Source organism: Bradyrhizobium pachyrhizi, from assembly GCF_001189245.1.
In the GTDB taxonomy this organism is placed as follows: domain Bacteria; phylum Pseudomonadota; class Alphaproteobacteria; order Rhizobiales; family Xanthobacteraceae; genus Bradyrhizobium; species Bradyrhizobium pachyrhizi.
Window position 1 is genome coordinate 165,922 of the sequence record NZ_LFIQ01000088.1, and the last position, 24,051, is coordinate 189,972.

The 24,051-nt window shown below is 61.8% G+C and carries 19 protein-coding genes, 1 tRNA gene and 1 pseudogene; 14 read left to right on the plus strand and 7 right to left on the minus strand.

Going from position 1 to position 24,051, the window contains the following annotated elements:
* Positions 1–14: 14 nt before the first annotated feature.
* Both mobA and AKL29_RS21140 read right to left on the minus strand, forming a co-directional pair.
* Positions 15–647: a molybdenum cofactor guanylyltransferase MobA gene (mobA, locus tag AKL29_RS21135; protein ID WP_050385467.1), complete on the minus strand. Its 633-nt coding sequence runs from the start codon at positions 645–647 to the stop codon at positions 15–17.
* Positions 640–1,524: a formate dehydrogenase accessory sulfurtransferase FdhD gene (locus tag AKL29_RS21140; RefSeq protein WP_050385468.1), complete on the minus strand. Its 885-nt coding sequence runs from the start codon at positions 1,522–1,524 to the stop codon at positions 640–642. Before AKL29_RS21140 ends, mobA begins: the two co-directional genes overlap by 8 nt.
* Before the next feature lie 185 nt (positions 1,525–1,709).
* On the opposite strand from AKL29_RS21140, the gene AKL29_RS21145 reads away from it, so the two are divergent.
* The 4 genes from AKL29_RS21145 (at position 1,710) to dapD (ending at position 8,913) form a co-directional block, all read left to right on the plus strand.
* The gene (locus AKL29_RS21145) at positions 1,710–2,963 is read left to right on the plus strand and encodes a molybdopterin molybdotransferase MoeA (RefSeq protein WP_050385469.1); all 1,254 of its coding nucleotides are present in this window, start codon (positions 1,710–1,712) and stop codon (positions 2,961–2,963) included.
* 207 nt (positions 2,964–3,170) lie between these two features.
* Positions 3,171–4,883: an NAD(P)H-dependent oxidoreductase subunit E gene (locus tag AKL29_RS21150; protein WP_050385470.1), complete on the plus strand. Its 1,713-nt coding sequence runs from the start codon at positions 3,171–3,173 to the stop codon at positions 4,881–4,883.
* Positions 4,884–4,919: 36 nt separating this feature from the next.
* Positions 4,920–7,706 (plus strand): formate dehydrogenase subunit alpha, encoded by a 2,787-nt coding sequence (gene fdhF, locus AKL29_RS21155; RefSeq protein WP_430648885.1) that lies wholly within the window; start codon positions 4,920–4,922, stop codon positions 7,704–7,706.
* Positions 7,707–7,941: 235 nt separating this feature from the next.
* A complete protein-coding gene (dapD, locus tag AKL29_RS21160; protein ID WP_050385471.1) occupies positions 7,942–8,913 on the plus strand; it encodes a 2,3,4,5-tetrahydropyridine-2,6-dicarboxylate N-succinyltransferase in 972 nt (323 codons plus the stop codon).
* Between the two features lie 757 nt (positions 8,914–9,670).
* Here dapD and AKL29_RS21165 read toward each other — a convergent pair.
* Positions 9,671–10,624 carry an MBL fold metallo-hydrolase gene (locus tag AKL29_RS21165; RefSeq protein WP_028332426.1) on the minus strand — a complete coding sequence of 318 codons (954 nt, stop codon included), beginning with the start codon at positions 10,622–10,624 and terminating at the stop codon, positions 9,671–9,673.
* A 313-nt stretch (positions 10,625–10,937) separates the two neighbouring features.
* Here AKL29_RS21165 and AKL29_RS21170 point away from each other — a divergent pair.
* The 6 genes and pseudogenes from AKL29_RS21170 (at position 10,938) to AKL29_RS21195 (ending at position 16,596) form a co-directional block, all read left to right on the plus strand.
* Positions 10,938–11,290: pseudogene (locus AKL29_RS21170) on the plus strand (DUF2200 domain-containing protein).
* Positions 11,291–12,601: 1,311 nt separating this feature from the next.
* Positions 12,602–13,606 (plus strand): TRAP transporter substrate-binding protein, encoded by a 1,005-nt coding sequence (locus AKL29_RS21175; RefSeq protein WP_050385506.1) that lies wholly within the window; start codon positions 12,602–12,604, stop codon positions 13,604–13,606.
* Between the two features lie 100 nt (positions 13,607–13,706).
* Positions 13,707–14,282 carry a TRAP transporter small permease gene (locus AKL29_RS21180; protein WP_050385472.1) on the plus strand — a complete coding sequence of 192 codons (576 nt, stop codon included), beginning with the start codon at positions 13,707–13,709 and terminating at the stop codon, positions 14,280–14,282.
* Positions 14,279–15,604 carry a TRAP transporter large permease gene (locus AKL29_RS21185; RefSeq protein WP_028332422.1) on the plus strand — a complete coding sequence of 442 codons (1,326 nt, stop codon included), beginning with the start codon at positions 14,279–14,281 and terminating at the stop codon, positions 15,602–15,604. The genes AKL29_RS21180 and AKL29_RS21185 overlap by 4 nt, the downstream gene beginning before the upstream one ends.
* Before the next feature lie 161 nt (positions 15,605–15,765).
* Positions 15,766–16,356: a Spy/CpxP family protein refolding chaperone gene (locus AKL29_RS21190; protein ID WP_028332421.1), complete on the plus strand. Its 591-nt coding sequence runs from the start codon at positions 15,766–15,768 to the stop codon at positions 16,354–16,356.
* A 164-nt stretch (positions 16,357–16,520) separates the two neighbouring features.
* A tRNA-Lys gene (locus AKL29_RS21195) sits at positions 16,521–16,596 on the plus strand.
* A gap of 175 nt (positions 16,597–16,771) precedes the next feature.
* On the opposite strand, the gene AKL29_RS21200 is transcribed toward AKL29_RS21195, so the two are convergent.
* A complete protein-coding gene (locus AKL29_RS21200) occupies positions 16,772–18,298 on the minus strand; it encodes a site-specific integrase (protein WP_152977695.1) in 1,527 nt (508 codons plus the stop codon).
* 1,395 nt (positions 18,299–19,693) lie between these two features.
* Between AKL29_RS21200 and AKL29_RS21210 the strand changes: the two genes are divergently transcribed.
* From AKL29_RS21210 to AKL29_RS21220, 3 genes are all read left to right on the plus strand, one after another.
* A complete protein-coding gene (locus tag AKL29_RS21210) occupies positions 19,694–19,885 on the plus strand; it encodes an RNA-binding protein (RefSeq protein WP_244482237.1) in 192 nt (63 codons plus the stop codon).
* A gap of 68 nt (positions 19,886–19,953) precedes the next feature.
* Complete coding sequence (locus tag AKL29_RS21215) at positions 19,954–20,568, plus strand: hypothetical protein (RefSeq protein ID WP_050385476.1); 615 nt, start codon at positions 19,954–19,956, stop codon at positions 20,566–20,568.
* Positions 20,569–20,578: 10 nt separating this feature from the next.
* A complete protein-coding gene (locus tag AKL29_RS21220) occupies positions 20,579–21,649 on the plus strand; it encodes a helix-turn-helix domain-containing protein (RefSeq protein WP_050385477.1) in 1,071 nt (356 codons plus the stop codon).
* 181 nt (positions 21,650–21,830) lie between these two features.
* Here AKL29_RS21220 and AKL29_RS21225 read toward each other — a convergent pair whose 3' ends face one another.
* The 3 genes from AKL29_RS21225 to AKL29_RS21235 are packed head-to-tail and all read right to left on the minus strand — an operon-like array spanning position 21,831 to position 23,450.
* Positions 21,831–22,556 carry an SOS response-associated peptidase gene (locus AKL29_RS21225; RefSeq protein ID WP_050385478.1) on the minus strand — a complete coding sequence of 242 codons (726 nt, stop codon included), beginning with the start codon at positions 22,554–22,556 and terminating at the stop codon, positions 21,831–21,833.
* Positions 22,557–22,559: 3 nt separating this feature from the next.
* Positions 22,560–23,009 carry a hypothetical protein gene (locus AKL29_RS21230; RefSeq protein ID WP_050385479.1) on the minus strand — a complete coding sequence of 150 codons (450 nt, stop codon included), beginning with the start codon at positions 23,007–23,009 and terminating at the stop codon, positions 22,560–22,562.
* Positions 23,010–23,054: 45 nt separating this feature from the next.
* Positions 23,055–23,450, minus strand: a complete 396-nt coding sequence (locus AKL29_RS21235; protein WP_193395238.1) for a hypothetical protein — start codon at positions 23,448–23,450, stop codon at positions 23,055–23,057.
* Between the two features lie 145 nt (positions 23,451–23,595).
* Between AKL29_RS21235 and ku the strand changes: the two genes are divergently transcribed.
* Positions 23,596–24,051 (plus strand): non-homologous end joining protein Ku (gene ku, locus AKL29_RS45205; RefSeq protein WP_347336988.1); only part of this gene is annotated, 456 nt, incomplete at its 3' end.

Here is a 24,051-nt window from a genome sequence, read left to right on the forward strand (position 1 = left end):
CCGGACGGCGGACATCAGCCGCCGTCGAGCGCGGCGAGGCGGTCGGCTTCCGCGATGTCCTCGACGGTGTTGGCATTGAAGAACGGATCGAGCGGCTCGGTCGGCCACTCGACCGTTGCGAGTGGATAGCGTGCGGTCCAGCGGTCGATCTTGCGCACGTCCTCGACGACCAGCGCTTGGCGCAATTCGTTCCGCAGGCGCACGCTCCAGAGGCCGATCACCGGATGCGTCTGCCCGCCGGATGAAGCGACCGCGAACTCGGCATTCTGCGCTCGACGCGCTTCTTCGAGGCGCGTGACGAGGTCGCGCGGCAGAAACGGACAGTCGCCCGCGGCGCTCAGCACCCATTTCGCATCCGGCCGATGGGCCGCAACCCAGTCGAGCGCGGCCAGGATGCCGGCGAGGGGGCCGGGATAGTCGGCGACATCGTCGGCGACGACCGGAAGGCCGAACGCGGCGAAGCGCGCCGGGTCGCCATTGGCGTTGATGATCAGCCCGCTGCATTGCGGAGCGAGACGGTCGATCACCCGCTGCAGAATGGTGCGGCCCGCGATCTTGCGCATCGGCTTGTCGCCGCCGCCCATCCGGCGCGCGAGGCCGCCGGCGAGCAGCACGCCCGGGATGTTAGTCCCCGGAATGTCAGTCATGGTCGGTCTCGCCCTTGCGCTTGTGACGCATCGATTCCTCTTCGACATAGTCGAGGTTCTGGTCGTAGACGATCCGCTCCTCGCCCGACAGCGCGATGAAGCGCTTGCCGCGGGCGCGCCCGACCAGCGTCAGGCCGACCTGCCGCGCCAGATCGACGCCCCACGCCGTGAATCCGGAGCGCGAGACCAGGATCGGGATCCCCATCCGCACCGTCTTGATCACCATCTCCGAGGTCAGCCGTCCTGTGGTGTAGAGAATCTTGTCGGCCGGATCGACGTTGTGGCGATAGATCCAGCCCGCGATCTTGTCGACGGCATTATGCCGGCCGACGTCCTCGGTGTAGCACACCGGCGTCGCCTCCTTGCACAGCACGCAGCCGTGAATCGCGCCGGCTTCCAGATAGAGCGAGGGCATCGTGTTGATGGCGTGCGTCATCCGGTAGAGCCAGGAGGTCCGCAGTTCGGCTTTCGGCAGCGCCGCCTTCTCGACGGCTTCGAGCAGGTCGCCGAACGCCGTGCCCTGGGCGCAGCCCGAGGTCTGCGTGCGCTTCTTCAGCTTGGCCTCGAAATTGGTGTGGTGCGCGGTGCGCACCACGACGACCTCGAGATCGTCGTCATATTCGACCTCGGTGACGACGTCGTCGTATTTGAGCATGTTCTGGTTCAACAGGTAGCCGAGCGCGAGGTATTCGGGATAGTCGTTGATCGTCATCATCGTGACGATCTCCTGCGCGTTGAGGTACAGCGTCAGCGGCCGCTCGACCGGCACCTTGATCTCGGTCCGCACGCCGGTCTGATCGACGCCGACCACGCGCTCCGTCAGGCGCGGATCGTCCGGATCAGGAACAATGACGGGAGCTGTGGTTTTCTCGGGCACTACTTGACGTCCAGATGGGTTCACATGGCAACGCAGCTAGGGATATAAGCACGTTCGGAGACTGACTGGCGACTCTCCGCCGCGTCGCGGGAACTGCCATCGATCGGTCCGGCTTTGAGGATAACGCCGCAGTTCGCGATCCGGGTCGAACAAATCTTGTCGATGGCCGAGGACCGAGGGAGATCATGGCGCAGCTTTCGGACGACTGCTTTGCATTCGGCGGACCGATGATGTCGGTCGACGAAGCCGTCGCGATCATCGCCGCGCGGGTCAAGCCTGTCGGCGAGACCGAAACCGTTGCCCTGGTGGATGCGGATGGACGCATCCTGGCCGGCGACATTGTCGCGCCGCTTGCGCTGCCGCCGTTCAAGAATTCCGCCGTCGACGGCTACGCGGTATCCGGCGCGGAGCTGCCGGCGAGCGGCGAGCGCGCGTTCCCCGTTGCCGGACGGGTGCAGGCGGGCGCGTCGGCGCAGCCGGCGCAGCCCGGACAGGCGGTGCGGATCTTCACCGGCGCGCCGATGCCCGATGGCACCGACACCGTGTTCATGCAGGAAGACGTGCGGATCGACGATGCGGGAAACGTGATCCTGCCGTCCGGCCTGAAGGCCGGCGCCAATGTGCGCCCGAGCGGCGAGGACATTCCGCGCGGCCACGTCGCGCTGGCATCGGGACGGCGGCTGCGCCCGCAGGATATCGCGGTCGCCGCCGCCTTCGGGCTCATTACGCTCGATGTGGTGCGTCGGCTTCGCGTCGGGGTGTTCTCGACCGGCGACGAACTGGCCGCGCCCGGCAGCGCGCGCACCGAAGCGCAACTGTTCGATTCCAACCGCTTCATGCTGATGGCGATGTTGCGGCGGCTCGGTTGCGAGGTCGGCGATCTCGGCATCCTGCGCGACGAGCGGGCCGAGCTCGCCGCGGCGCTCAAGCAGGCCGCGCGGCGCTACGACCTGATCCTGACCACCGGCGGGGTCTCTACCGGCGAAGAGGACCACGTCAGGGCCGGCATCGAACAGGCGGGCTCGCTGGTGCTGTGGCGGATGGCAATCAAGCCCGGCCGCCCGGTGGCGATGGGAATCATCGACGGCACCCCGCTGATCGGCTTGCCCGGCAATCCGGTGGCGAGCTTCGTCACCTTCGTCCATGTCGTGCGGCCGACCGTGCTGGCGCTGTCGGGCGCTGCGCCGTCCCCCTTGCTGCCGATGCCGGTGCGGGCCGCCTTCAGCTACAAGAAGAAGAGTGGGCGGCGCGAATATGTCCGGGTCTCGCTGCGACGGGCGGCGGACGGTACGCTGGAAGCGAACAAGTTTCCTCGCGAAGGAGCTGGCCTGCTGTCGTCGCTGATCGAGACCGATGGATTGGTCGAACTCGGCGAGTCGGTGGTGCGGGTTGAACCGGGCGATGTCGTCGGCTTTCTCGGCTACGCCGACCTGCTTTGAGAGCTGAAACGCGGTCGAGACCGTGCAGCGCGACGAGCGCGTGATAGCAAAATCAGATCGCCCGATAGGCAAACATTAACAATGGCCTACGCGGCAACCCGACGCTGCTAGAGGCGTTCTAAAATTGCTTGCCTCTGGCATACCAGAGAATAGAGTTCGTCGAAGCAGCGCAATTCGCGCAAAGCGTGGTTCCCAAGGCGAGGCTTTATGAGTGGAGACGACGTTCACAAGGTTCGTGCATTCGAGCATCCCGGACAGGGCAGGAAGCGAGCGAAGGCCACGCCCAAGGGACGCCAGGTCGACCCAGTGGCCGCCCATGAGATCGAGACGCTGCTCGCCGATCGTCCGCGGCAGCGCGACCTTCTGATCGAGTATCTGCATCTGATCCAGGACAAATACCATCAGATCTCGGCGGCGCATCTTGCCGCGCTCGCCGACGAGATGAAGCTGTCATTCGCCGAAGTGTTCGAGACCGCCACCTTCTACGCGCATTTCGACATCGTGAAGGAAGGCGAGCCTGATATCGCGCCGCTCACCGTCCGTGTCTGCGATTCGCTGACCTGCGCAATGCTCGGCGGTGAACAGCTGTTGAAGGATCTGCAGAACCGCGCCGGCCCCGGCATCCGCGTGGTGCGCGCACCGTGCGTCGGCCGCTGCGACACCGCCCCCGCCGCCGAGGTCGGCCACAACTTCGTCGATCATGCGACCGTCACCAATGTGCTGGCGGCGGCGAAGAACGGCGACACCCATGTGCACCTTCCGCCATATGTCGACTACGACGCCTATGTGGCGGGCGGCGGATACCGGCTGCTGGCGCGCCTGCGCTCGGGCGAACTGCCGCGCGAAGATCTGCTGAAGGCGCTGGATGATGCGTCGCTGCGCGGCCTCGGCGGCGCCGGATTTCCGACCGGCCGCAAGTGGCGCGCGGTGCTCGGCGAGCCCGGTCCGCGCTTGATGGCGGTGAACGGCGACGAAGGCGAGCCCGGTACGTTCAAGGACCGCTATTATCTCGAGACCGATCCGCATCGCTTCCTCGAGGGCATGCTGATCGGCGCCCACGTGGTCGAGGCGGCCGAAGTCTACATCTATATCCGCGACGAGTATCCGGCCTGCCGCGAGATCCTCGCGCGCGAGATCGCGAAGCTCCCACCGGGTGGTCCGACGCTCCATCTGCGGCGCGGCGCCGGCGCCTATATCTGCGGCGAGGAATCCTCGCTGCTGGAATCGATCGAGGGCAAGCGCGGCCTGCCGCGGCACAAGCCGCCATATCCGTTCCAGGTCGGGCTGTTCGGCCTGCCGACGCTGATCAACAACATCGAGACGTTGTGGTGGGTGCGCGACATCGTCGAGAAGGGCGCCGACTGGTGGAAGAGCCACGGCCGCAACGAGCGCCACGGCCTGCGCAGCTTCTCGGTGTCGGGACGCGTCAAGGATCCCGGCGTCAAGCTCGCTCCCGCCGGCATCACGCTCCGCGAGTTGATCGACGAGTTCTGCGGCGGCATGGCCGATGGCCATACCTTGCAGGCCTATCTGCCGGGCGGTGCATCCGGCGGCATCCTGCCAGCGTCGATGGACGACATCCCGCTCGATTTCGGCACGCTGGAGAAATATGGCTGCTTCATCGGCTCCGCCGCCGTGGTCGTGCTCTCGCAGGTCGATGACGTCAGGGACGCCGCGCTAAACCTGATGAAGTTCTTCGAGGACGAGAGCTGCGGGCAATGCACGCCGTGCCGCGCCGGAACCGAGAAGGCGGCGCTGTTGATGCAGCAGCCGGTCTGGAACAAGGAACTGCTCGACCAATTGAGTCAGGCGATGCGCGATGCGTCGATCTGTGGCCTCGGTCAGGCGGCCTCCAATCCGCTGACCTCCGTGATCAAATATTTTCCGGACGGCTTTCGTCCGCAGCAAGCCGCCGAGTAGGCGAGGCCGAGCAGACGAATTTCGACGAGGATTTGAATGAGCAACAATCAGAACTCAGGCCTGACGATTCAGTTCGAGCTCGACGGCCAGCAGGTCGAGGCGCGGGCCGGCGAGACGATCTGGCAGGTCGCCAAGCGCCAGGGCACCGAGATTCCGCATCTGTGCTATTCGCCCGCGCCGGACTACAGGCCGGACGGCAATTGCCGTGCCTGCATGGTCGAAATCGAAGGCGAGCGCGTGCTGGCGGCGTCCTGCAAGCGGACGCCGACGGTCGGCATGAAGGTGAAGTCGGCCAGCCAGCGCGCCGTCGCGGCGCAGAAGATGGTGATGGAGCTGCTGGTGGCGGACCAGCCGGCGCGCGAGACCTCGCATGATCCGGACTCGAAATTCTGGCACTGGGCCGAGAAGACCGGCGTGACCGAAAGCCGCTTTCCCGCGACCGAGCGCTGGCACGCCGACACCAGCCATCCGGCGATGCGCGTCAATCTCGACGCCTGCATCCAGTGCGGCCTCTGCGTGCGGGCGTGCCGCGAGGTGCAGGTCAACGACGTCATCGGCATGGCTTATCGCAATCACGACTCGAAAATCGTGTTCGACTTCGACGATCCGATGGGCGAATCGACCTGCGTCGCCTGCGGCGAGTGCGTGCAGGCCTGTCCGACCGGCGCGCTGATGCCGGCTGTCATGCTCGACGACAAGCAGACCCGCGTCACCTATCCGGACAAGAAAGTGGATTCGCTGTGCCCGTATTGCGGCGTCGGCTGCCAGGTCACCTATCAGGTCAAGGACGAGAAGGTGATCTACGCGGAAGGCCGTGATGGTCCCGCCAATCACAACCGGCTCTGCGTCAAGGGCCGCTTCGGCTTCGACTACATCCATCACCCCAATCGCCTGACCAAGCCGCTGGTGCGGCTGCCCGGCGTCAAGAAGGATGCCAACGACCAGGTCGATCCGGCCAATCCCTACACCCATTTCCGCGAGGCGACATGGGAGGAGGCGCTCGACCTTGCTGCTGCGGGCTTGCGCAAGATCCGCGACGAGAAGGGCGCCAAGGCGCTGGCCGGCTTCGGCTCGGCCAAGGGCTCGAACGAGGAAGCCTATCTGTTCCAGAAGCTGGTGCGCACCGGCTTCGGCTCCAACAATGTCGATCACTGCACGCGGCTGTGTCACGCCTCGTCGGTGGCGGCGCTGTTCGAGGGATTGAGCTCCGGCGCGGTGTCGGCGCCGTTCGCGGCCGCGGCCGACGCCGAAGTGATCTGGGTGATCGGCGCCAATCCGACCGTCAACCATCCGGTCGCCGCCACCTACATCAAGAACGCCGCCAAGCGCGGCGCCAAGCTCTATGTGATGGACCCGCGCCGGCAGACGCTGTCGCGCCACGCCACCAAGCACCTGCAATTCAAGCCGGGCAGCGACGTCGCGATGCTGAACGCGATGATCCACACGATCATCACCGAAGGCCTGACCGACGAGCAGTACATCGCCGGCTATACCGAGGGCTATGACGAGCTGAAGGCGAAGATCCAGGAGTTCACGCCGGAGCGCATGTCCCAGATCTGCGGCATTCCCGCGGAGACGCTGCGCGAGGTCGCGCGCGCCTATGCCCGCGCCAAATCGTCGATCATCTTCTGGGGCATGGGCATCAGCCAGCACGTCCACGGCACCGACAATGCGCGCTGCCTGATCGCGCTGGCCCTGATCACCGGCCAGGTCGGCCGCCCCGGCACCGGGCTGCATCCGCTGCGCGGGCAGAACAATGTGCAGGGCGCCTCCGACGCCGGCCTGATCCCGATGTTCCTGCCGGACTACCAACCGGTCGGCCGCGACGACATGCGCGGCGCCTTCGAAAAGCTGTGGGGGCAGGAGCTCGATCCGGTGCGCGGGCTGACCGTGGTCGAGATCATGAACGCGATCCACGCCGGCGAAATCCGCGGCATGTATGTCGAGGGCGAGAATCCCGCGATGTCCGATCCGGACCTGCAGCACGCGCGCGAGGCGCTGGCCAAGCTCGATCATCTCGTCGTGCAGGACCTGTTCGTCACCGAGACCGCGTTCCACGCCGACGTCATCCTGCCGGCTTCGGCGTTCGCCGAAAAGTCCGGCTCGTTCACCAACACCGACCGCCGCGTGCAGCTGGCGCGCGAGGTGATCAAGCCGCCGGGCGATGCAAGGCAGGATCTCTGGATCATCCAGGAGATCGGCAAGCGGATGGGACTGCCCTGGAATTATGCGGGGCCGGGTGAGGTCTTCACCGAGATGGCCGAATTGATGCCGTCGCTGAAGAACATCAGCTGGGAGCGCCTGGTGCGCGAGGGCGCGGTGACCTATCCGGTCGACGATCCCGACAAGCCCGGCAACGAGATCATCTTCACCACCGGCTTCCCGACCGAAAGCGGCCGCGGCAAGATCGTGCCGGCCAAGGTGATCCCGCCGGATGAACTGCCCGACGACGAGTACCCGATGGTGCTGTCGACCGGCCGCGTGCTCGAACATTGGCACACCGGCTCGATGACGCGCCGTGCCCAGGTGCTCGACCAGATCGAACCCGAAGCGGTCGCGTTCATGACCCCGAAGGACATGCGCAAGAAGGGGCTCGCGCCCGGCGACTTCATCCGTCTCGAGACGCGCCGCGGCGCGGTCGAGGTCAAGGTGCGCGCCGACCGCGACGTGCCCGAGAACATGGTCTTCATGCCGTTCTGCTACGCGGAGGCGGCGGCCAACCTGTTGACCAACCCGGCACTCGATCCGTTCGGCAAGATTCCGGAGTTCAAGTTCTGCGCGGTCCGCGCCGAGAAGATCGATATCCGGACCGCTGCGGAGTAGCGGTCCTGGGACGAAGCGTTGAGGACGAGCCGGCCGCGCCGGCTACTCGCTCGCCCGACACGGCACCGCAAGCACCGTCGATCGACGTCCGCTCAGAGCATAAGAGCGGGTGTCGCTGCGGTGGGCCCATGTTGCCCTTTGCCCCAAAGCGGACGGGTTTGAGAGTCCGGAAGTTGCCAATTCTACGAGAACTCGCGTATGCATGACATGCAGGATCGCAGTGTGAGAAATTCAAATGACGATGGAGCTGAGGGGCGCGAGAGGCGAGGGATTTGCGACAATTGCCGCTGATGGTCGCGTGCTGGATTCCTGGTTTCTTCGGCTACACCTGGTCGCGGAGGCCGACAAGACGGCAACGGTGCGGCTGGCAAGCGACGAGATCATCAGATCGTTGGGAGAGTCGGCGGACGGATATGCACGACACGACGACATTCGCAGTGTCGACATCGTTCCAATCCGTACAGAAATTGGCTCCCTTGCATCTGCGCCGACTGACGTGCACGACGCGTATCTTCGACTCCATCTGCTGAGCCACCGGCTCGTCCAGCCGAATTGCCTGAACCTCGAGGGAGTTTTCGGTCTTTTACCTAACGTTGCCTGGACGACCCTCGGTCCCTGTGAGTGCTCTCGTGTACCGGACGCGCGAATGGAAGCACGAAAGCATGGCCTCGCGTTCGAGGTGACAGGCGTGGATAAGTTTCCGCGCATGACTGATTATGTGACGCCTGCAGACGTGAGAATTGCAGATGCGGATCGCGTAAGGCTCGGAGCCCATTTGGCTCCGGGCACGACCGTCATGCATGAAGGCTTTTGCAATTTTAACGCAGGCACGCTCGGTCCCTGCATGGTCGAAGGCCGGATCAGCGCCGGCGTCGTCGTGGGAAGCGGCAGCGACGTTGGCGGCGGAGCCTCGATCATGGGTACTCTGTCCGGAGGAGGGAAAGAGAGGATTACAGTTGGCGAGCGCTGCCTGATCGGAGCCAATGCCGGTATCGGCATTTCATTGGGTGACGATTGTATCGTCGAAGCGGGCTGTTATGTCACGGCAGGCGCGCGCATCCTTTTGGAAGATGGCCGAGTGCTGAAAGCCAAAGAACTCTCGGGCCAGAAGGGCCTTCTTTTTCGTCGGAATTCCCAGAGCGGTGCTCTTGAGGCAACCAGACGCACGCCAAATTGGGACGGCCTCAACGCGCAACTTCACGGCTAAAGCATGATCCGGAAAAGTGCGAAGCGGTTTTCCGAAAAGATCATGCTCAAACAAAAGGCCAAAGCGCGATGACGATTCAACCTAATCTCATCGCGCTCTAGTCCCCGTCCGTCAGGGGACGATCGCCACTCGGAATGCGATCTGTTTGGCGTGATCGCTGTTCACCACCAGTATGGCCACCGCCACCCCTCATAGAGGCGCCACAACGACACCACGGGTGGGCCGTATGGATCGACCCGGTCGTCTTCAGGGCGATAACGATATCGTGGAACAATATAATAATCCCACGGAGTTGGCCTTATTACGGGCGTCGGGATAATAACCCTCCTTGGTTCATGAACGACTTGTGCCTTCCGCGCCCGGGCTTCAGCACCGGACGTCCCGAGGTTGCACAGCACGAGGGCCGCTCCGAGAGCGCACGCGACGGTCATTATCTTCATGCATCGGCCTCCTTGCCTGAGAGTGCAAAAGGACTCAAGGCAAGGCAAGCTAATTCGCTCTCGGCTGGCTTGAATGACCGCTTATGGCCCGTAGCTGACCTTTGCTCAGAAGGCTGCAATGCCCGCTTTCGGGAACGAAGCCGTCCAAGCGGCCACCGCGGCTCGGCCGCTGCCTTGCTGCACCCGCGGCAACCCATCCGAACGATCGGCCCGTGACCGGGATATGCTCGGATCGCGATTCATCTCGCGGAAGCCGGGGCGCGCACCCATGATCGATAGGAGTACGCGCCCCGGTTCGGCTCTAACTCGACAGGGTCTCAGTAGTCCCAGAACACCGGCACCCAACGGAAGGCGTCACCCTCGACCGCGACATGTCCGACGGACGGGAACGGCATATGCGTGGCAACCAGCAACTCGCGGTTCGCCGCCAGCTCCCGCAACAGGCTGATCCGGGCGCGGGCTGCCTCCTCGGGGTCGTGCTCGAAGCCGTTGTGCCACTCGGGATGCTCGAACCCGACCGCGAACACGAGGTCACCGGCGAATGTCAGCCGGTCGCCGCCGGACGCCAGACGAACCACGCTGTGGCCGGGGGTATGGCCACCGCTGCGACGGACGACCACTCCGGGCGCCACCTCGTGCTCCTCGTCGAACAGCCGCAGCTGGCTCTGGTACTCTTTCCTGAACCGCTTGGCGGTCGCACGAAGCGCGTCCGGGAATCCCGGCGGCATCGAGACGCGGGAGAAATCGGGCGCCTCCCAGAACTTGACCTCGGCAGCCGCCACATGGATCCGAAGGTCCGGACGCAGCCGCTCCTTCACGCCCTCGACGAGCAGCCCGCCAACGTGGTCCATGTGCATGTGGGTCAGCACCACGTCGGTCACGGACCCAAGATCGATGCCGGCCGCCTCCAGTCGCTTGACCGTCTGCCCGGCCTTCGGCAGGTGCAGGTCCGGGTCCGACCCCAGCCCGGCGTCGACGAGGATGGTTTTCCCGCCGCTTCGCACCACGACCACGTTCAGCGCCCAGTCGAACGCGTCCGGCGGCAGGAACATGTCGTCCAGCCAGGCCGCGCGGACGGCCGGCTCGGCATTGTGGGCCAGCATCTTGGTTGGTAGCGGCAGCACCCCGTCGCTGACCACCAGCACATCGATCTCGCCGATCTTCAGCGCGTAGCGCGACGGCACCAGTTCGTTGGGCCCGGGCTGACCGGCGTGCGATGCGTTGTCGCGGTTCATGCTTGTCTCCTGAGTATTGCGGATCATCTGGTTCATCGTTGAAAACTCCTGCGTTCGATCCTGATGTTCGATCCCGGCGGGCCGCACCTTGTTTCCGCCCGTGGATTGGACATGGTGATGATCTAGCGGATCAGGTGTGGCGCTGCCCCAGAGCGGTTGCCGTCGCTGTAGAGCGATTGCTGCCAACGCATGCGCGCCGCCGCACGCGAGCGCCGGGGACGAAACGGGAGGCAGCAGGCCATCGCCATGCCCCTAGCCACATGCGACACTTCGGATTGGCGAAGCCGGTTCAACCCAGGACTAATATTTCCTCGTCGAGACCCCGGAATACGAACGTTCGGAGCAATTCATGGCCAAGCATCGGATCTATGCAACGAGCTTCGCAAGCGTCTACCCGCTCTATGTCGCGAAAGCGGAAGAAGGGACGCACCAAAGCGGAGGTTGATCAGGTGATCTCCTGGTTGACCGGCTACGGTCCGAAGGAGCTGGAAGCTCAGTTGGAAAAACAAACCGACTTCGAAACGTTCTTCGCAAAGGCGCCTGAAATGAATCCTTCGCGGGCCTTGATCAAGGGCGTGGTGTGCGGTGTCAGGGGTTGAGGAAATCAAAGAGCCGACCATGCGGGAAATTCGCTACCTGGATAAACTGATCGATGAGCTGGCGCGTGGAAAGGCCATGGATAAAATCCTGCGGAAGGAATGACGCCTGATCGACCGGATCCTGTCCGCGCGGCGAGACGACACTGGACTCTGATGCGTCGCCCGCAATGACGAAAGGACCGGTGAGGGCCGCTACCACTGAGTTGCCCGACGGCGCAAGCCTCCGCAGCAAAATATTTCGCTTTATCAGAAGCGCGGCTCGGTGTATGGTTTGTCCGTCTCACCCGATAGAGGGGCGCTTCGCGGTCGTCACGAACGTGGGTCGAGATGCGGTGGACGCCGATTGCGCAACTGACGAGTGCGCATGAAGCGGACGGTGAAGTCGTGTGGTCCTGACGCCCTAGCGGCAGGTGTCTCGTCGCAAAATGCGAATGCGCTTTGCGAAGGCGGTGACAAACAAGCCCAGTCTCGCCGGGGAGAGCACGAAGTAAGCCGTAACCCATCGCGCAGGGAAAGCCGGGTTGTTTCCGGTTACACCTGTGGTCCTACCCCAGAGCTTTCTACCCATTGCTCGGGGCCCATGGGTGCGATCGGCACCCGGCTTTCCCTGCGCCCTCTGCAAGCAAGAGGGCGAGACGAAGAGCAAAGCTCGGACGATTCATGTCGCGAGAATGCGAAGCTATGAGCACTGACAGCGCAACACACTCAGTGTCGTCCCGGCGAAGGCCGGGACCCATAACCACAAATGGGAATTGTCTTGCGCGACGTCGGAACCACGAGTCCCATTCACAACACCCGCTGCGGAGTATGGGTCCCGGCCTTCGCCGGGACGACAGCGGAGGACGCACCCCCCTCGGCACAAGCACGGGCGTCTCTGGAAAACCGGATCACCCGCATGCGCATGCGCGGGTGATGACACCGCGCTGTTTGACAGCTTGAATCGAGAACCATCCCCACCGTCGTCCTGGCGAAGGCCAGGACCCATTACCCCAAATCTCAATCATTGCGCGACGCTGGGGCCCCAATCCCTCTTACAATCACATGCGGTGGTTATGGGTCCTGGCCGTCGCCAGGACGACGATGAGTCCCGCCCGAAAGATCCGCCGCGCCATACGGTTCCTGTTTTCGCAGCGACGACAGCTGGCAAGAAACGCGCAGCATTCGCGCGCGGCGAACCCGCCATTGCCAAACCTCGCATTGACCTCATTACCGTGGCCGGGCACAGCGTGCGGGCGGTGTCATTGAACGGTCGCAAGAGCCGAAGGGAATACCGCCGCATCGGATTTTGCAGTGCAGCAATAGCGCAATTAGCCCCTGCTAAAGGGGCAATGGCAATGCTCGTTGCTTGTCTGTAATGGTGCGCACAGATCTCTCGGGGCCGGTGTTCGTGCTCCGCAATTACGCGGGAGGAAACATGCGTAAACTCATTTTGGCTGCGGCTTCGATCGCAGCCTTGACCTTTGTCGGGCCGGCGTCGGCGCAGTCACCGATCGTTCTCAAGTTCAGCCACGTAGTGGCCACCAACACGCCGAAGGGGCAGGCGGCCGAGAAGTTCAAGGAACTTGCCGAAAAGTACACCGGCGGCAAGGTGAAGGTCGAGGTCTATCCGAACTCGCAGCTCTACAAGGACAAGGAAGAGCTCGAGGCGCTGCAGCTCGGCGCGGTGCAGATGCTGGCGCCGTCGAACTCGAAGTTCGGCCCGATCGGCGTGAAGGAATTCGAGGTCTTCGATCTGCCCTACATCCTGCCCGACCTGAAGACGCTGCGGAAGGTCACTGACGGGCCGCTTGGCGCCCAGCTGCTCAAGAAGCTGGATTCCAAGGGCATGACCGGTCTCGCCTATTGGGACAACGGCTTCAAGCAGATGAGCGCGAACAAGAAGCTGGTCGCGCCCTCTGACTACAAGGGTCTTAAGTTCCGCATCCAGTCGTCCAAGGTGCTGGAAGCCCAGTTCCGCTCACTCGGCGCGATTCCGCAGGTCATGGCGTTCTCGGAAGTCTATCAGGCGCTGCAGACCGGCGTGGTCGACGGCCAGGAGAACACCTGGTCGAACATCTACACCCAGAAAATGCATGAGGTGCAGAAGTACATCACCGAGACCAACCACGGCTATATCGGCTACGTCGTGGTCGTGAACAAGAAATTCTGGGATGGGCTGCCGGCTGATATTCGCGAGCAGCTCGACAAGGCGATGAAGGAAGCCACCGCTTACGGCAACAGTCAGTCGGCCAAGGAGAACGAGGACGCGCTGGCCGAGATCAAGAAGAGCGGCAAGAGCGAGATCGTCAAGCTGACGCCGGAACAGGACGAGGCGATGCGCAAGGCGATGCTGCCGGTCTACAAGGACGTGGCCCCACGCGTCGGTCAGCCTCTGATCGACGAGTTTCTCAAAGAAACAGGCCGCGGCCCGATGAACTGAGCGGCGGTCAGAAACCGCAAATGAGATGGAGCCGGCGGCCGGAGCGGCCGCTGGAAGGGGGCACGGCGCGGCGCATCCGCCCGGCCGTGAGGGGAGATTGATGCTGCTGCGTATACTTGACCGGCTCGAAGAGATATTGATCGCGACATTGATGGCGGCGGCGACCTTGCTGATCTTCATCGCCGTCATGCATCGCTACCTGATCGGCATCCCGTTCCTTTATCCGATCCTGTTCCCGATCAACCTGTCCTGGGCGCAGGAGCTTTGCATCTACATGTTCGTGTGGGTCGCCAAGTTCGGCGCAGCCTACGGCGTGCGAACCGGCATCCATGTCGGCGTCGACGTCGTGGTCAACCAGCTTAGATCGCCGTGGAAGAACGCAGTCGTCCTGTTCGGTCTGTTCTGCGGCGCGTTCTTCACGGCGGTGATCGGCACCATGGGCGCCAAGTTCGTGTGGGGGCTGATGCACACCGACCAGGTTTCGCCCGATCTCGAGATCCCGAGCTGGATCGTCTATCTCTGCATTCCGCTCGGCTCCTATTTGATGTGCTTCCGCTTTCTGCAAGTCGCGTACGCCTATTTCCGCACCGGCGAGCTGCCGCATCACGACCATGCCCATGTCGAGGGCGTTGAGGTCGATGCGCCAGGTGCTGGCGTCGCGGAGGTGACGCGATGACCAGCCTCATCATCTTCGGTCTCCTGATCGCGCTGATGCTGACCGGCATGCCGATCTCGATCGCGCTCGGCCTCACCGTGCTCACCTTCATCTACACGATGACCAATGTACCGACCGAGTCGGTGGCACTGAAGCTGTTCACCGGGATCGACAATTTCGAGATCATGGCGATCCCGTTCTTCATCCTCGCGGGCAATTTCCTGACCCATGGCGGGGTGGCGCGGCGAATGATCAATTTCGCCACCTCCATGGTCGGACACTGGTATGGCGGGCTGGGACTTGCCGGCGTAATGGCCTGCGCGCTGTTTGCCGCGGTGTCGGGATCCTCGCCCGCGACCGTCATCGCGATCGGCTCGATCATGATGCCGGCGATGGTGAAGCAGGGATTTCCCAAGCGCTTCGGCGCCGGCGTGATTACCACGTCGGGCGCGCTCGGCATCTTGATTCCACCGTCGATCGTGATGGTGATCTATTGCGTCGCCACCGGCGGCAGTATCGCGCTCGATCCCGCCGGCCATCGGGTGTCGTCGGCGTCGGTTGGACAGATGTTCATCGCCGGCGTGATACCCGGCCTGATGCTGGCGACGCTGCTCGGGTTCACCACGTTCTACCGCGCCTGGCGCAACGACTATCCGCGGCTGCCGAAGGCGAGCTGGGCGGAGCGGGTCACTGCTTTCCGCAAATGCATGTGGGGATTGCTGCTGATCCTGATCGTGCTCGGCGGCATCTATACCGGCATGTTCACGCCGACCGAGGCGGCTGCGGTCAGCGCAGTCTATGCGTTCGTCATTGCCGTGTTCGTCTACCGCGACATGTCGCTGAAGGACGTGCCGAAGGTGCTGCTCGGCTCGGCCAACATGAGTGCGATGATCCTCTACATCATCACCAATGCAGTGCTGTTCTCGTTCCTGATGGCGAACGAGAATATCCCGCAGCAGATCGCGACCTGGATCACCTCGGTCGGTGTCGACTGGATCGTCTTCCTGCTGATCGTCAACGTGCTGCTCTTGATCGCCGGCAATGTGATGGAGGCGTCCTCGATCGTGCTGATCATGGCGCCGATCCTGTTCCCGGTGGCGGTCAAACTCGGTATCCATCCGGTGCATCTCGGCATTCTGATGGTGGTCAACATGGAGGTCGGCATGTGCCATCCGCCGGTCGGCCTCAATCTCTACGTCGCATCCGGCATTGCCAAGATGGGGATCACCGAACTGACAATCGCAGTGTGGCCGTGGCTGCTGACGATGCTGATCTTCCTCGGCGTCGTCACCTACGTGCCGGAGATCTCGCTGTGGCTGCCGCGCTTGCTCGGAATGATCTAGCGCAAACAACAGGCATCCAAGGCGCGACCTCGCGCTTGGATGTTTCTGCGGTGCAATGAAAGCGGATTACATCTTGGTAACAGAGCTCTCTCTGTCCAATCCGTAAGTTGAAGGCGCGGGCGGGCGGCATCATCTTCGAGCAACCTTCAAAGGAGGTTCGTATGAAGAAAGTTCTGCTCGCCGGCATCGCGGCGCTCACGATTGCCGGTTCGACCGCGGTCTATGCCCAGCATCGTCCCTGGTTCCACGGCCATATGCGGATGAGCCCCGAGGATCGGGCCGCCTTCCTCGACGCGCGGATCGCCGCCGTCCACGCCGGGCTGAAGCTCAACGCCGATCAGGAGAAGCTGTGGCCGCCGGTCGAGGCGGCGGTGCGCGACTTCGCCAAGATGCGGCTCGATCGCGCCAATGCGCGGATGGCCGCCGAGAAGACCGATGCGGACAAGTCGCAGAAGCCGGATGATCCGGTCGCCCGCCTGCGCGAGCGGGCCGGCAACATGGCGGCGACCGCGACGTCGCTGACGAAGATCGCCGATGCCGCCGACCCGCTCTACAAGACGCTCGACGACAACCAGAAGCGGCGGCTGAGCATGCTGACCCATATGGAAGGGCGCGGCTTCGGCGCCGAAGGCTGGCGCCGCCACCGCCTCGAGCGCGGCATGGATCGCTGGGAGCGCGGCGGCCGCGGCTTCGATCACGACCGTTTCGACCGCGACGACGGCCCTGATCAGGAGCGCTCCGGCCGGCTCTGAGCGCCGTCCGCCGGCACCTTCGCCAAGCCTATGAAAGGCCGCCGGATTCCGGCGGCCTTTCGGTTGTCAGAAAGTCGGGAAAACTTGCTTGAGCTTGCTGGACATCGGGGAATCGCTTTGCTAAACGACCGCTCTCTTGCGAGGGTCATTTCCGGACAAGTTCCGGGCGCATAGCTCAGTTGGTAGAGCAGCTGACTCTTAATCAGCGGGTCCCAGGTTCGAGCCCTGGTGCGCCCACCACCCTTAAGAGATTGGCCCGAAAGGGCTTTTTTATATTGCCCGAGAGAACAAACCGGGCTTCATGCGACGCTTTCGGTGGTCGTACGTCGCACATCGTGCGACGAGTGGGATAATCTGGAGCGTTGTTCATTGGCGCGGCCGATCGTCGATGTTCCGCGCGTCGAGCGGTCGTCGTTCAGCCCTTCATGCCTTCCTTGCGCACCTGCAGCTCGAGCCTGTCGATGCCGGAATCGGCGCGAGCCGCATTGCGGGCGCGGTAGTGCTTCACGATTGTCTGGGCGCTTCGGTATGAATGCCCCGTGATGTCGCAGATCGTCAGCAAGTCGCAGCCAGCCCGATCGAGAAGCATGACACATGTGTCGCGTAGGTCCTGATCGTGCTTTTGGTCGAGTTCGCCGGCGCCATTAACGAACGTTAGGGCAGGGCAAGGCTCCAGACGCCATGCTGTCTCATCGCCATCACTGTCGCGCGCGGTCTGCGCATCCAGCCATTCAGCCAATGCGCGCTTGCGTTGGTCGACCGCTCGAGCGCGCTGCGCTTTATTCTCCTCATCGAGAGGAAAAGGGGCGAACAGCCTGTCGACACTTCTAATTAGTTCGGCGTTCAGTCGCTCCGCACGAATAATCGCCTGGCGCGCGTTGTCACGTGCAAGAAAGCCGAAGATAGCCACGGCGCGGGCAGTCGCTACCCAGTGGCGATAGGTACTTTCATCGTAAGGCTCACCATTGTCCTCGTTGACCACGAGCTCAGGTGGCACTTTGTCCAGTTGAAGCCGAAGCTTGAGCTCCTTTGTTCGTGCGCGCGAGGCATTTAGCCGTGCGCTAAGTTGTGGCGCCTCTTTGATGTCGACAAGCTCGCCAGTCTTGCTCTGGCGAAACGCGTGCCGGCCTTCGACTTCGCTCTCATTGCGCATAACGAGACGGTCAGTCTGGCGCTGTCCGGTGAACAACGCCAGATGAAAGCTGTCTCCGACAGAAGGCCGTTCGATTGCATCGGCCGCGGCGACCCACGCGGAGAATTCGGGCATTGCAACCTGTACGATGCGTCCGTCCGGATGATCGAACTCCATGCCTTCGCGCGGATTAGGCCCTAGTCGCCACAAGACGCTTTCCTGCCCCCAAGTGAATGCCGCCGAGAGCGTGGCTATCATCGAGAGCGCCATATGATGGCCGCGAGCTAATTTGGCGTAATTGTAGAAGGCGCGGAACTCCGGTTTGCCGATTGATGTCGGAGTGGCAGTCGCTATCGCCTCGAGTTCTCGGACAGGCTCAGCAACGCCGAGCAGCTTGGCTGCGCGTATTTCGGCACGCATTTTCGCCGCGGATTCGCGTGATTGCGGTCGGTACAAGACCGCGGAGATACATTTGCGATAGGAAGACTGCGAGGCTGACGATAACGCCTTGAACTCAACCGACTTGCTCCAATCGTCCAGAAGATCTTCGATCGTCGAACGCTTGCGGATGGTAGCTTTCTTCGGCAGCTTGCCCGCGCGGCGCGCTGCCTCGATCTCTGACTTTCGTTTGTCTGAAAAGTCCGAAGCTTCCTGGAGATTGAACCACGCCCCGACTGGACGACCTTTTTCATCGTGCGGCGGATGGCGCAAGTCGGCATCGACAAAGCCTAGTGCTCTAGCATAAGCACCGTGCGACGAGCGCGGGCGACCATCACGCCACCTCACATGGGGAAACTTTGGATCGGCCATAAAGAGCCTCGGCGCCACTAAGGGAGGGCCCGCATTGGAATCTAGCGCGATCCGGTCTGTCAAGGGTTGTGCTGACCGTAGGCTCTCCGTAGCCGCTCGCGGTGCTCTTCGTCGCTAGCTGACGGTGGCGGCGCGAACGAGTCACCCGCAATCGTCTTAGGGCGCAAAGGATGATGTCGGGTAAGCCAGGCATCGAAGCCGGTGCGTTCCCACTTGAGCGGACCTCGATCGCTGATCGGCGAAGGCAAGCCGTCGCGTTCGTGCCTGAGGTGACGCGTGCGATAAAATGTGTCCAGAGAGACCCCTATTGCGGTGGCGACCTCCGTCGAAGAGTAGGGTGGCTGTAGGCCTTGGGGACGCAAACGCATAGTGCCTTGCCACTTTTGGTTCTCAGCGTAGTGCTGGCGAAGCAAATGAGCAGATAAGGCTCAATGCGAAAAGCATTCCGCGCCGAGCGTAGGGAATTCGGCCTCTTTAGAGTACGAACCGGATGCCCCGCCTGGGTGGTGTCTCAGTTTGAAATTTAGCGAGGGCGTTGACGAAGCACTGTCGGAAACGACGAATGATGACGAACCCACTTTCGGGTTTCCGGACAAATCCATCCAATAACTTTGGTGATGCGTCCGTAATCTTCTGACAGAGATCGCCCTATCAATGGTTCGTGGTGGAAAATTCGATTCCTCAAATCTTGAACTGCATTGACGGCGGCGCTGACATCGCGAATCGAACCTTCCAAATGCGGGAAAGCATTCCCCACTTCGTGATCCCAAATCGGCTCGTTGTATTCTCGCTACAGCATTGCAGCCCAAAATCCGAGCATCAGGGACGCGACGATTTGGTCCATATGAGGCTCGCCACCATACTTTCGGCGTAGGCGCTGCGCGACCTTGTCGATATCCAAGCACCGATCAGTTCCAAGCACCCGCCGCGCTGCTAGATCAGACCACCATCTCTGTCCTAGCTGGGCAGATAGAGATGCATGGATCACATTTCTGAGCGATATTTCAAGGGCTTGTAGCGGGTAGTGCAGGCTCTGACCGATGGCTGCGTTCCACAAATAAAGCGCATTGGCGATGTTCTCTCGGAACCCAGCCGCCTCCAAATACGTTTGCCACCGGGGCGTCGAAAGCGTTCTGCCGAAGGCAATCGTTAATTCGGGTGTAATCGGCCCTATATTACGCTCTTGACGGATTGGCATTCGAAAGTAATGTCCCAATTGCGCGCCGGTGCCCGCCCAAGCGGAACCGGACCAGATAGAGCCCCGCGACAGCCCCTCAAAAGGCCCTCGCGGGGTTTCGCTTTTCAGCACCCGATATGGTATGCTTACCGCCAAGCAATCTAGAGGTTGTAACGCGGATGCCAAGAGGTCCAAAAGGCGAAAGGCGCCCCGGTGACGTGATCGGCGCCGCCGTCATGATCGGCAAGATAGCCACCTGTGAGATCGAGGACGTCACCACGGAGGACGGCAAGAACGCCGCTGCGGTGGCGCTGGGCCGCTTGGGTGGCAAGAAGCGCGCTGAAGGGCTATCCCCCCAAAAACGATCGGAAATTGCAAAAAAGGCAGCCAAGAGCCGCTGGAAGCGTTAACTCGGCTTGACGTGTCGATTTTTCTTACCTACAAGTAGGTATAGAAAATCGACACGGGGTGTCCGAATATGGAATTCGCCGAGACGAAGTATTTCCGCGAATCTTGGGAAAGCGATCAGCGTTTGAACCAACTCCAGGTGACGCGCCAAGGTTTGCTGGAGGTGCGCGACGTTGCCATGCAGGAGCGGTCGAACGCTACAAACTTCCATCCCACCAATTCTCCCGGCACCTTTGGATACCACCATGGCACTTGGGCGCTTCGTGATCGGTTTGTTGGCGATCATTGGGATGTCGATAGGAGCGACGGTATCGAAGCAATCTGGAATGAAGAGCTGAAAATCAAAATTGCTTTCTGTAATGTCGATTTGGCCTGCAATGACGAACATGTTCCAAAACCTCGGTCGGAAAAGGGAGCTGGAGCCGAACGTGCCAGCGGCACGCCGTTGTTTGGCAAGCTTCCGCAGTTCGCGCCTCGGCAGGCTGAAACCTCACGCCTATACTATTTGATGGTTGATCAAGATGGGGCTGCCGAATTGACCCGGCCGGTTGTCAGCGGCGGAACTTTCACGTCTGCCGTTGAACGAATCTATCTTTCGCGCGGCATGGATGAAGATCCTAGCGTGGTCGGCGCGGATGATAACGGACCGGTCGACAATTTCGACCCTCAGGTGGTTCGCAAGTAGCGCAGTTCTCATGGGTGAAGAATTTAACCCGCGCAGGCTCACCCTTGCGCGAAAGCGCCGACGACTCACGGCCAAAAGTCTTGCTGAGCAAGCAGGCCTCGCGGTTGATACGATCTCGCGTCTGGAGAACGGAAGCAATGAGCCGGATGACGCAACAATCGATAAATTGCTTCTTGTGTTGAATTTTCCGAGGTCGTTTTTTTTCGATCACGACCCGCAGGAAATCGATACGGGCGCCGTCAGCTTTCGTAGCTTTTCAAAGATGAGCGCCAAGGAGCGTGATGCCGCAATTTCTGCAGGTTCTCTTGGCTTGCAGTTAAGCGCGTGGGTCGAGGAGCGTTTTGCATTACCGCAGCCGAAACTCCTTGATCTCAGCTACGAAACAGACCCGGAAATGGCCGCTCATTCGATCCGGCAGGCTTGGAGTATCGGCGAGCGCCCCGTCGGGAATCTGATGGGGCTGCTTGAGACTAAAGGATTGCGGATATTTTCGCTTTCGGAAAACACAGCAACGGTGAATGCGTTTTCGTTTTGGAGAGACGAGAAGCCATTTATCTTTTTGAACAACTTCAAGACGGCTGAAAGCAGCATTTTTGATGCGGCTCACGAACTCGGCCACCTCGTTATGCATAAGCATGGCGATCCGAAGGAGACGCGCTCTGCAGAGCGCGAAGCGAACAGATTTGCGTCCACGTTTCTCATGCCGGCCAAGGATGTTCGGGCCACTGTTCCAAGGCGGATCACTATCGATACCGTTTTAGAAGTGAAGAAACGATGGCGCGTGTCCGCCATGGCGATGGCCCATCGCCTCAGTTCGCTGAAGCTGCTTTCCGACTGGCAGTACAAGTCCGTTTGCATCGAATTGGCAAAGAGGGGCTATCGCTCTGGGGAGCCGGGCGGGATCGAACGGGAAACCTCTGTTATCTGGCGAAAGGTCTTGACCCAGCTTTGGTCGGAGAAAACCACAAAAAATGATATTGCTGCCGACCTTCATTTGCCCCTCGATGAATTGGAAGGGCTCATCTGGAACCTAGCGGGTGTGCAAAGTGCTCCGGGAGCAGCGGTAATTCGTGCCGTATAGTACGAGATGAGCTCATTCATCGCCGAGTTGGCCAGAGGATCATTCCGCTGGCGCAGATCGGCAGTCATCCGCGCAATGTATTGCTCTCCAGACTACGAAAAGCCGAACTTTTACGAGCCGTGGCACTAGATGATCTTGCGCTGCCGGGGCGCCTCCAATCCCCTATCATGGTCTTCGTCCGTCACGCTGGCGGCCCGGCCGGGTCTTCCTTGACGCCGCGGGCGACGATCCTGAGCGATCCATCCGGCAGGGGCCGCTGCAGCTTCAGGGCCTCGTCTGGAGCAGCGGTCATCCAGGTCTCGACTTCCTCCGGCGTCGTCAGGATCACAGGCATCGCCTTCGGGTGGATGGCGCCGACCTCTGCGTTCGGCTCCGTCGTGAGGAACGCGTAGAGGTCGTTCTTGGTCTCGCCTTCCCTGACCTTTCGGACTGACGTCCAGCTAGTCCAGATGCCTGCGAAGCAGGCGAGCGGACGGGACTCGTTGAGGGCAAACCAAATGTCGCCGCCTTCGGCCTTGTTGAACTCGCTGAAGGAGTTGAACGGCACAACGCAACGGTTCTCGACGCCGAGCCATCGGGACCAATGTTTGCTCTTCACGTTGCGGATGTTGGTCGTGCCGCCGTCCGGCTCCATTCTGAGCAATTCCTTGAAATCCACCGGCTTGCCTTTGGCCTGCAGCTTTTCGGCTCGTTTCTTGGTGGCGTCCATCAATGCCTTCGATGACGATGGCATTCCCCACCGCGCGGTCGCGAGCTCGCGGCCCTCTGCTCCGTTGCGCACGATCGGTGCGGTGTAGTCCGGAAACACGCCGGACATCGGCGCCAGATTGCCAACGTATCGGTTCACGACACGAAACAGCGCGCTGATTGCGGCCTGGTTTGTCGTGATCGAATAGAGATTGCACATCGGTTAGGCTTCGGTTTTGGGGTGGCGAGGCTGCCAAGCCAATTGTAGCAGAGTCGCAGACGGCCGCCGGCCCGCCTTGGCGCACTTGCGGCAGCGCAGCCGGCTTGCGAGATCATGCACGAAGGTGGTTGGTGGGTGCTTCATCGCCGCAAGGTCGACGTCGCTCGGCGTCTTGCAGCGAGCGCACCTGATCTCAAGCCAGGCAAAGCCTCCATTCACGGCCTGGTCGATGGTGGGCGACGGATCGATAGGTTCGCCGTCGCTCCACATGCGCTCGTTCCAGCTTTCGCAAAGCAGCCTGTCAGCTTGCTGGATCATGGCCTCGCCCTTGGCCCGCATCTCGGCCGATTGGGCAGCAAGCATGTTAGCCATCGCGCGCGCCTTGCCGAGCTCCTTTGCCAGAGCCTTGCGATCACCGCCTGACAAGGGCGTAGGGTGATACTTCGGGGCCATCCGGACTATCCAGGCGCACGAGATCGGATCGCGTTCCGGAACGGGCTAGGACGTCTCGAACGCCGGCCAGCACCCGTCTTCTTCATGCCTGCCGGTGCGCTGCTGGCAGGTGTTGTCGAGCAACCGCTGCGCCACATCCTTCCAGACCGCGTTGCCGCCATACAATCGGACTGCATCAGCGGTCTGGATTTCCACGGTCCGCTCGCAGCGGCGGCATGAGATGCGCAGGACATGGCGTTTAATCTCGGAAAGACGCCGCTGCCGCTTCTGGGCTCCGGTCTCGTCGGCGCGAGGGTCTTTCAGGACCGATTCCCAATATTCCGCCGGGAGTGGCGCATCCGGGGCCGTCGTGGAGGGATGCGGTCTACGGGCAGCTTCAGCGGCCAGTTTTTCCATCTGCTTCGGGGTCGGCATGCGCCAGCTCGCGGGTCGATCGGTCATTCCGAACTAGAACATAACAAGAACAAATGTCGAGTCCACTCGGACCCACAATCTGAAAAAATCATCCCGTTGGAGGGGGCGCGGTGTCGGAACCAAGCCGGGCCGTTCGTCTTGAATCCGGCGTCAGTAATGGAGTTCCCCCGCGATGGCCCCCCGCGCTAACTGGAAAGGCTTCCTGCGTCTTTCTCTCGTCACATGTCCGGTAGCGCTCTATCCGGCCACGTCGGAATCCGAAAAGGTCTCGTTCAACCAGCTCAACCGAAGGACCGGCCACCGCATCAAGTACGCCAAGGTGGACGCGGATACCGGCGAGGAGGTCGACAACGAGGACATCGTCAAGGGCTACAAGGTCGACACCGACACCTTCATCGAGGTGACGAAGGAGGAGCTCGAGAGCGTCGCGCTGGAATCGACGCGAACGATCGAGATCGACGAGTTCGTTGACCGCAGCGAGATCGATCCCCGCTATCTAATCCGCCCTTACTATCTGACTCCAGATGGCAAAGTCGGGCACGACGCCTTCGCCGTTATCCGCGAAACGATCCGTGAGATGAACAAGGTCGCGATCGGTCGCGTGGTGCTGACCAATCGCGAGCACATC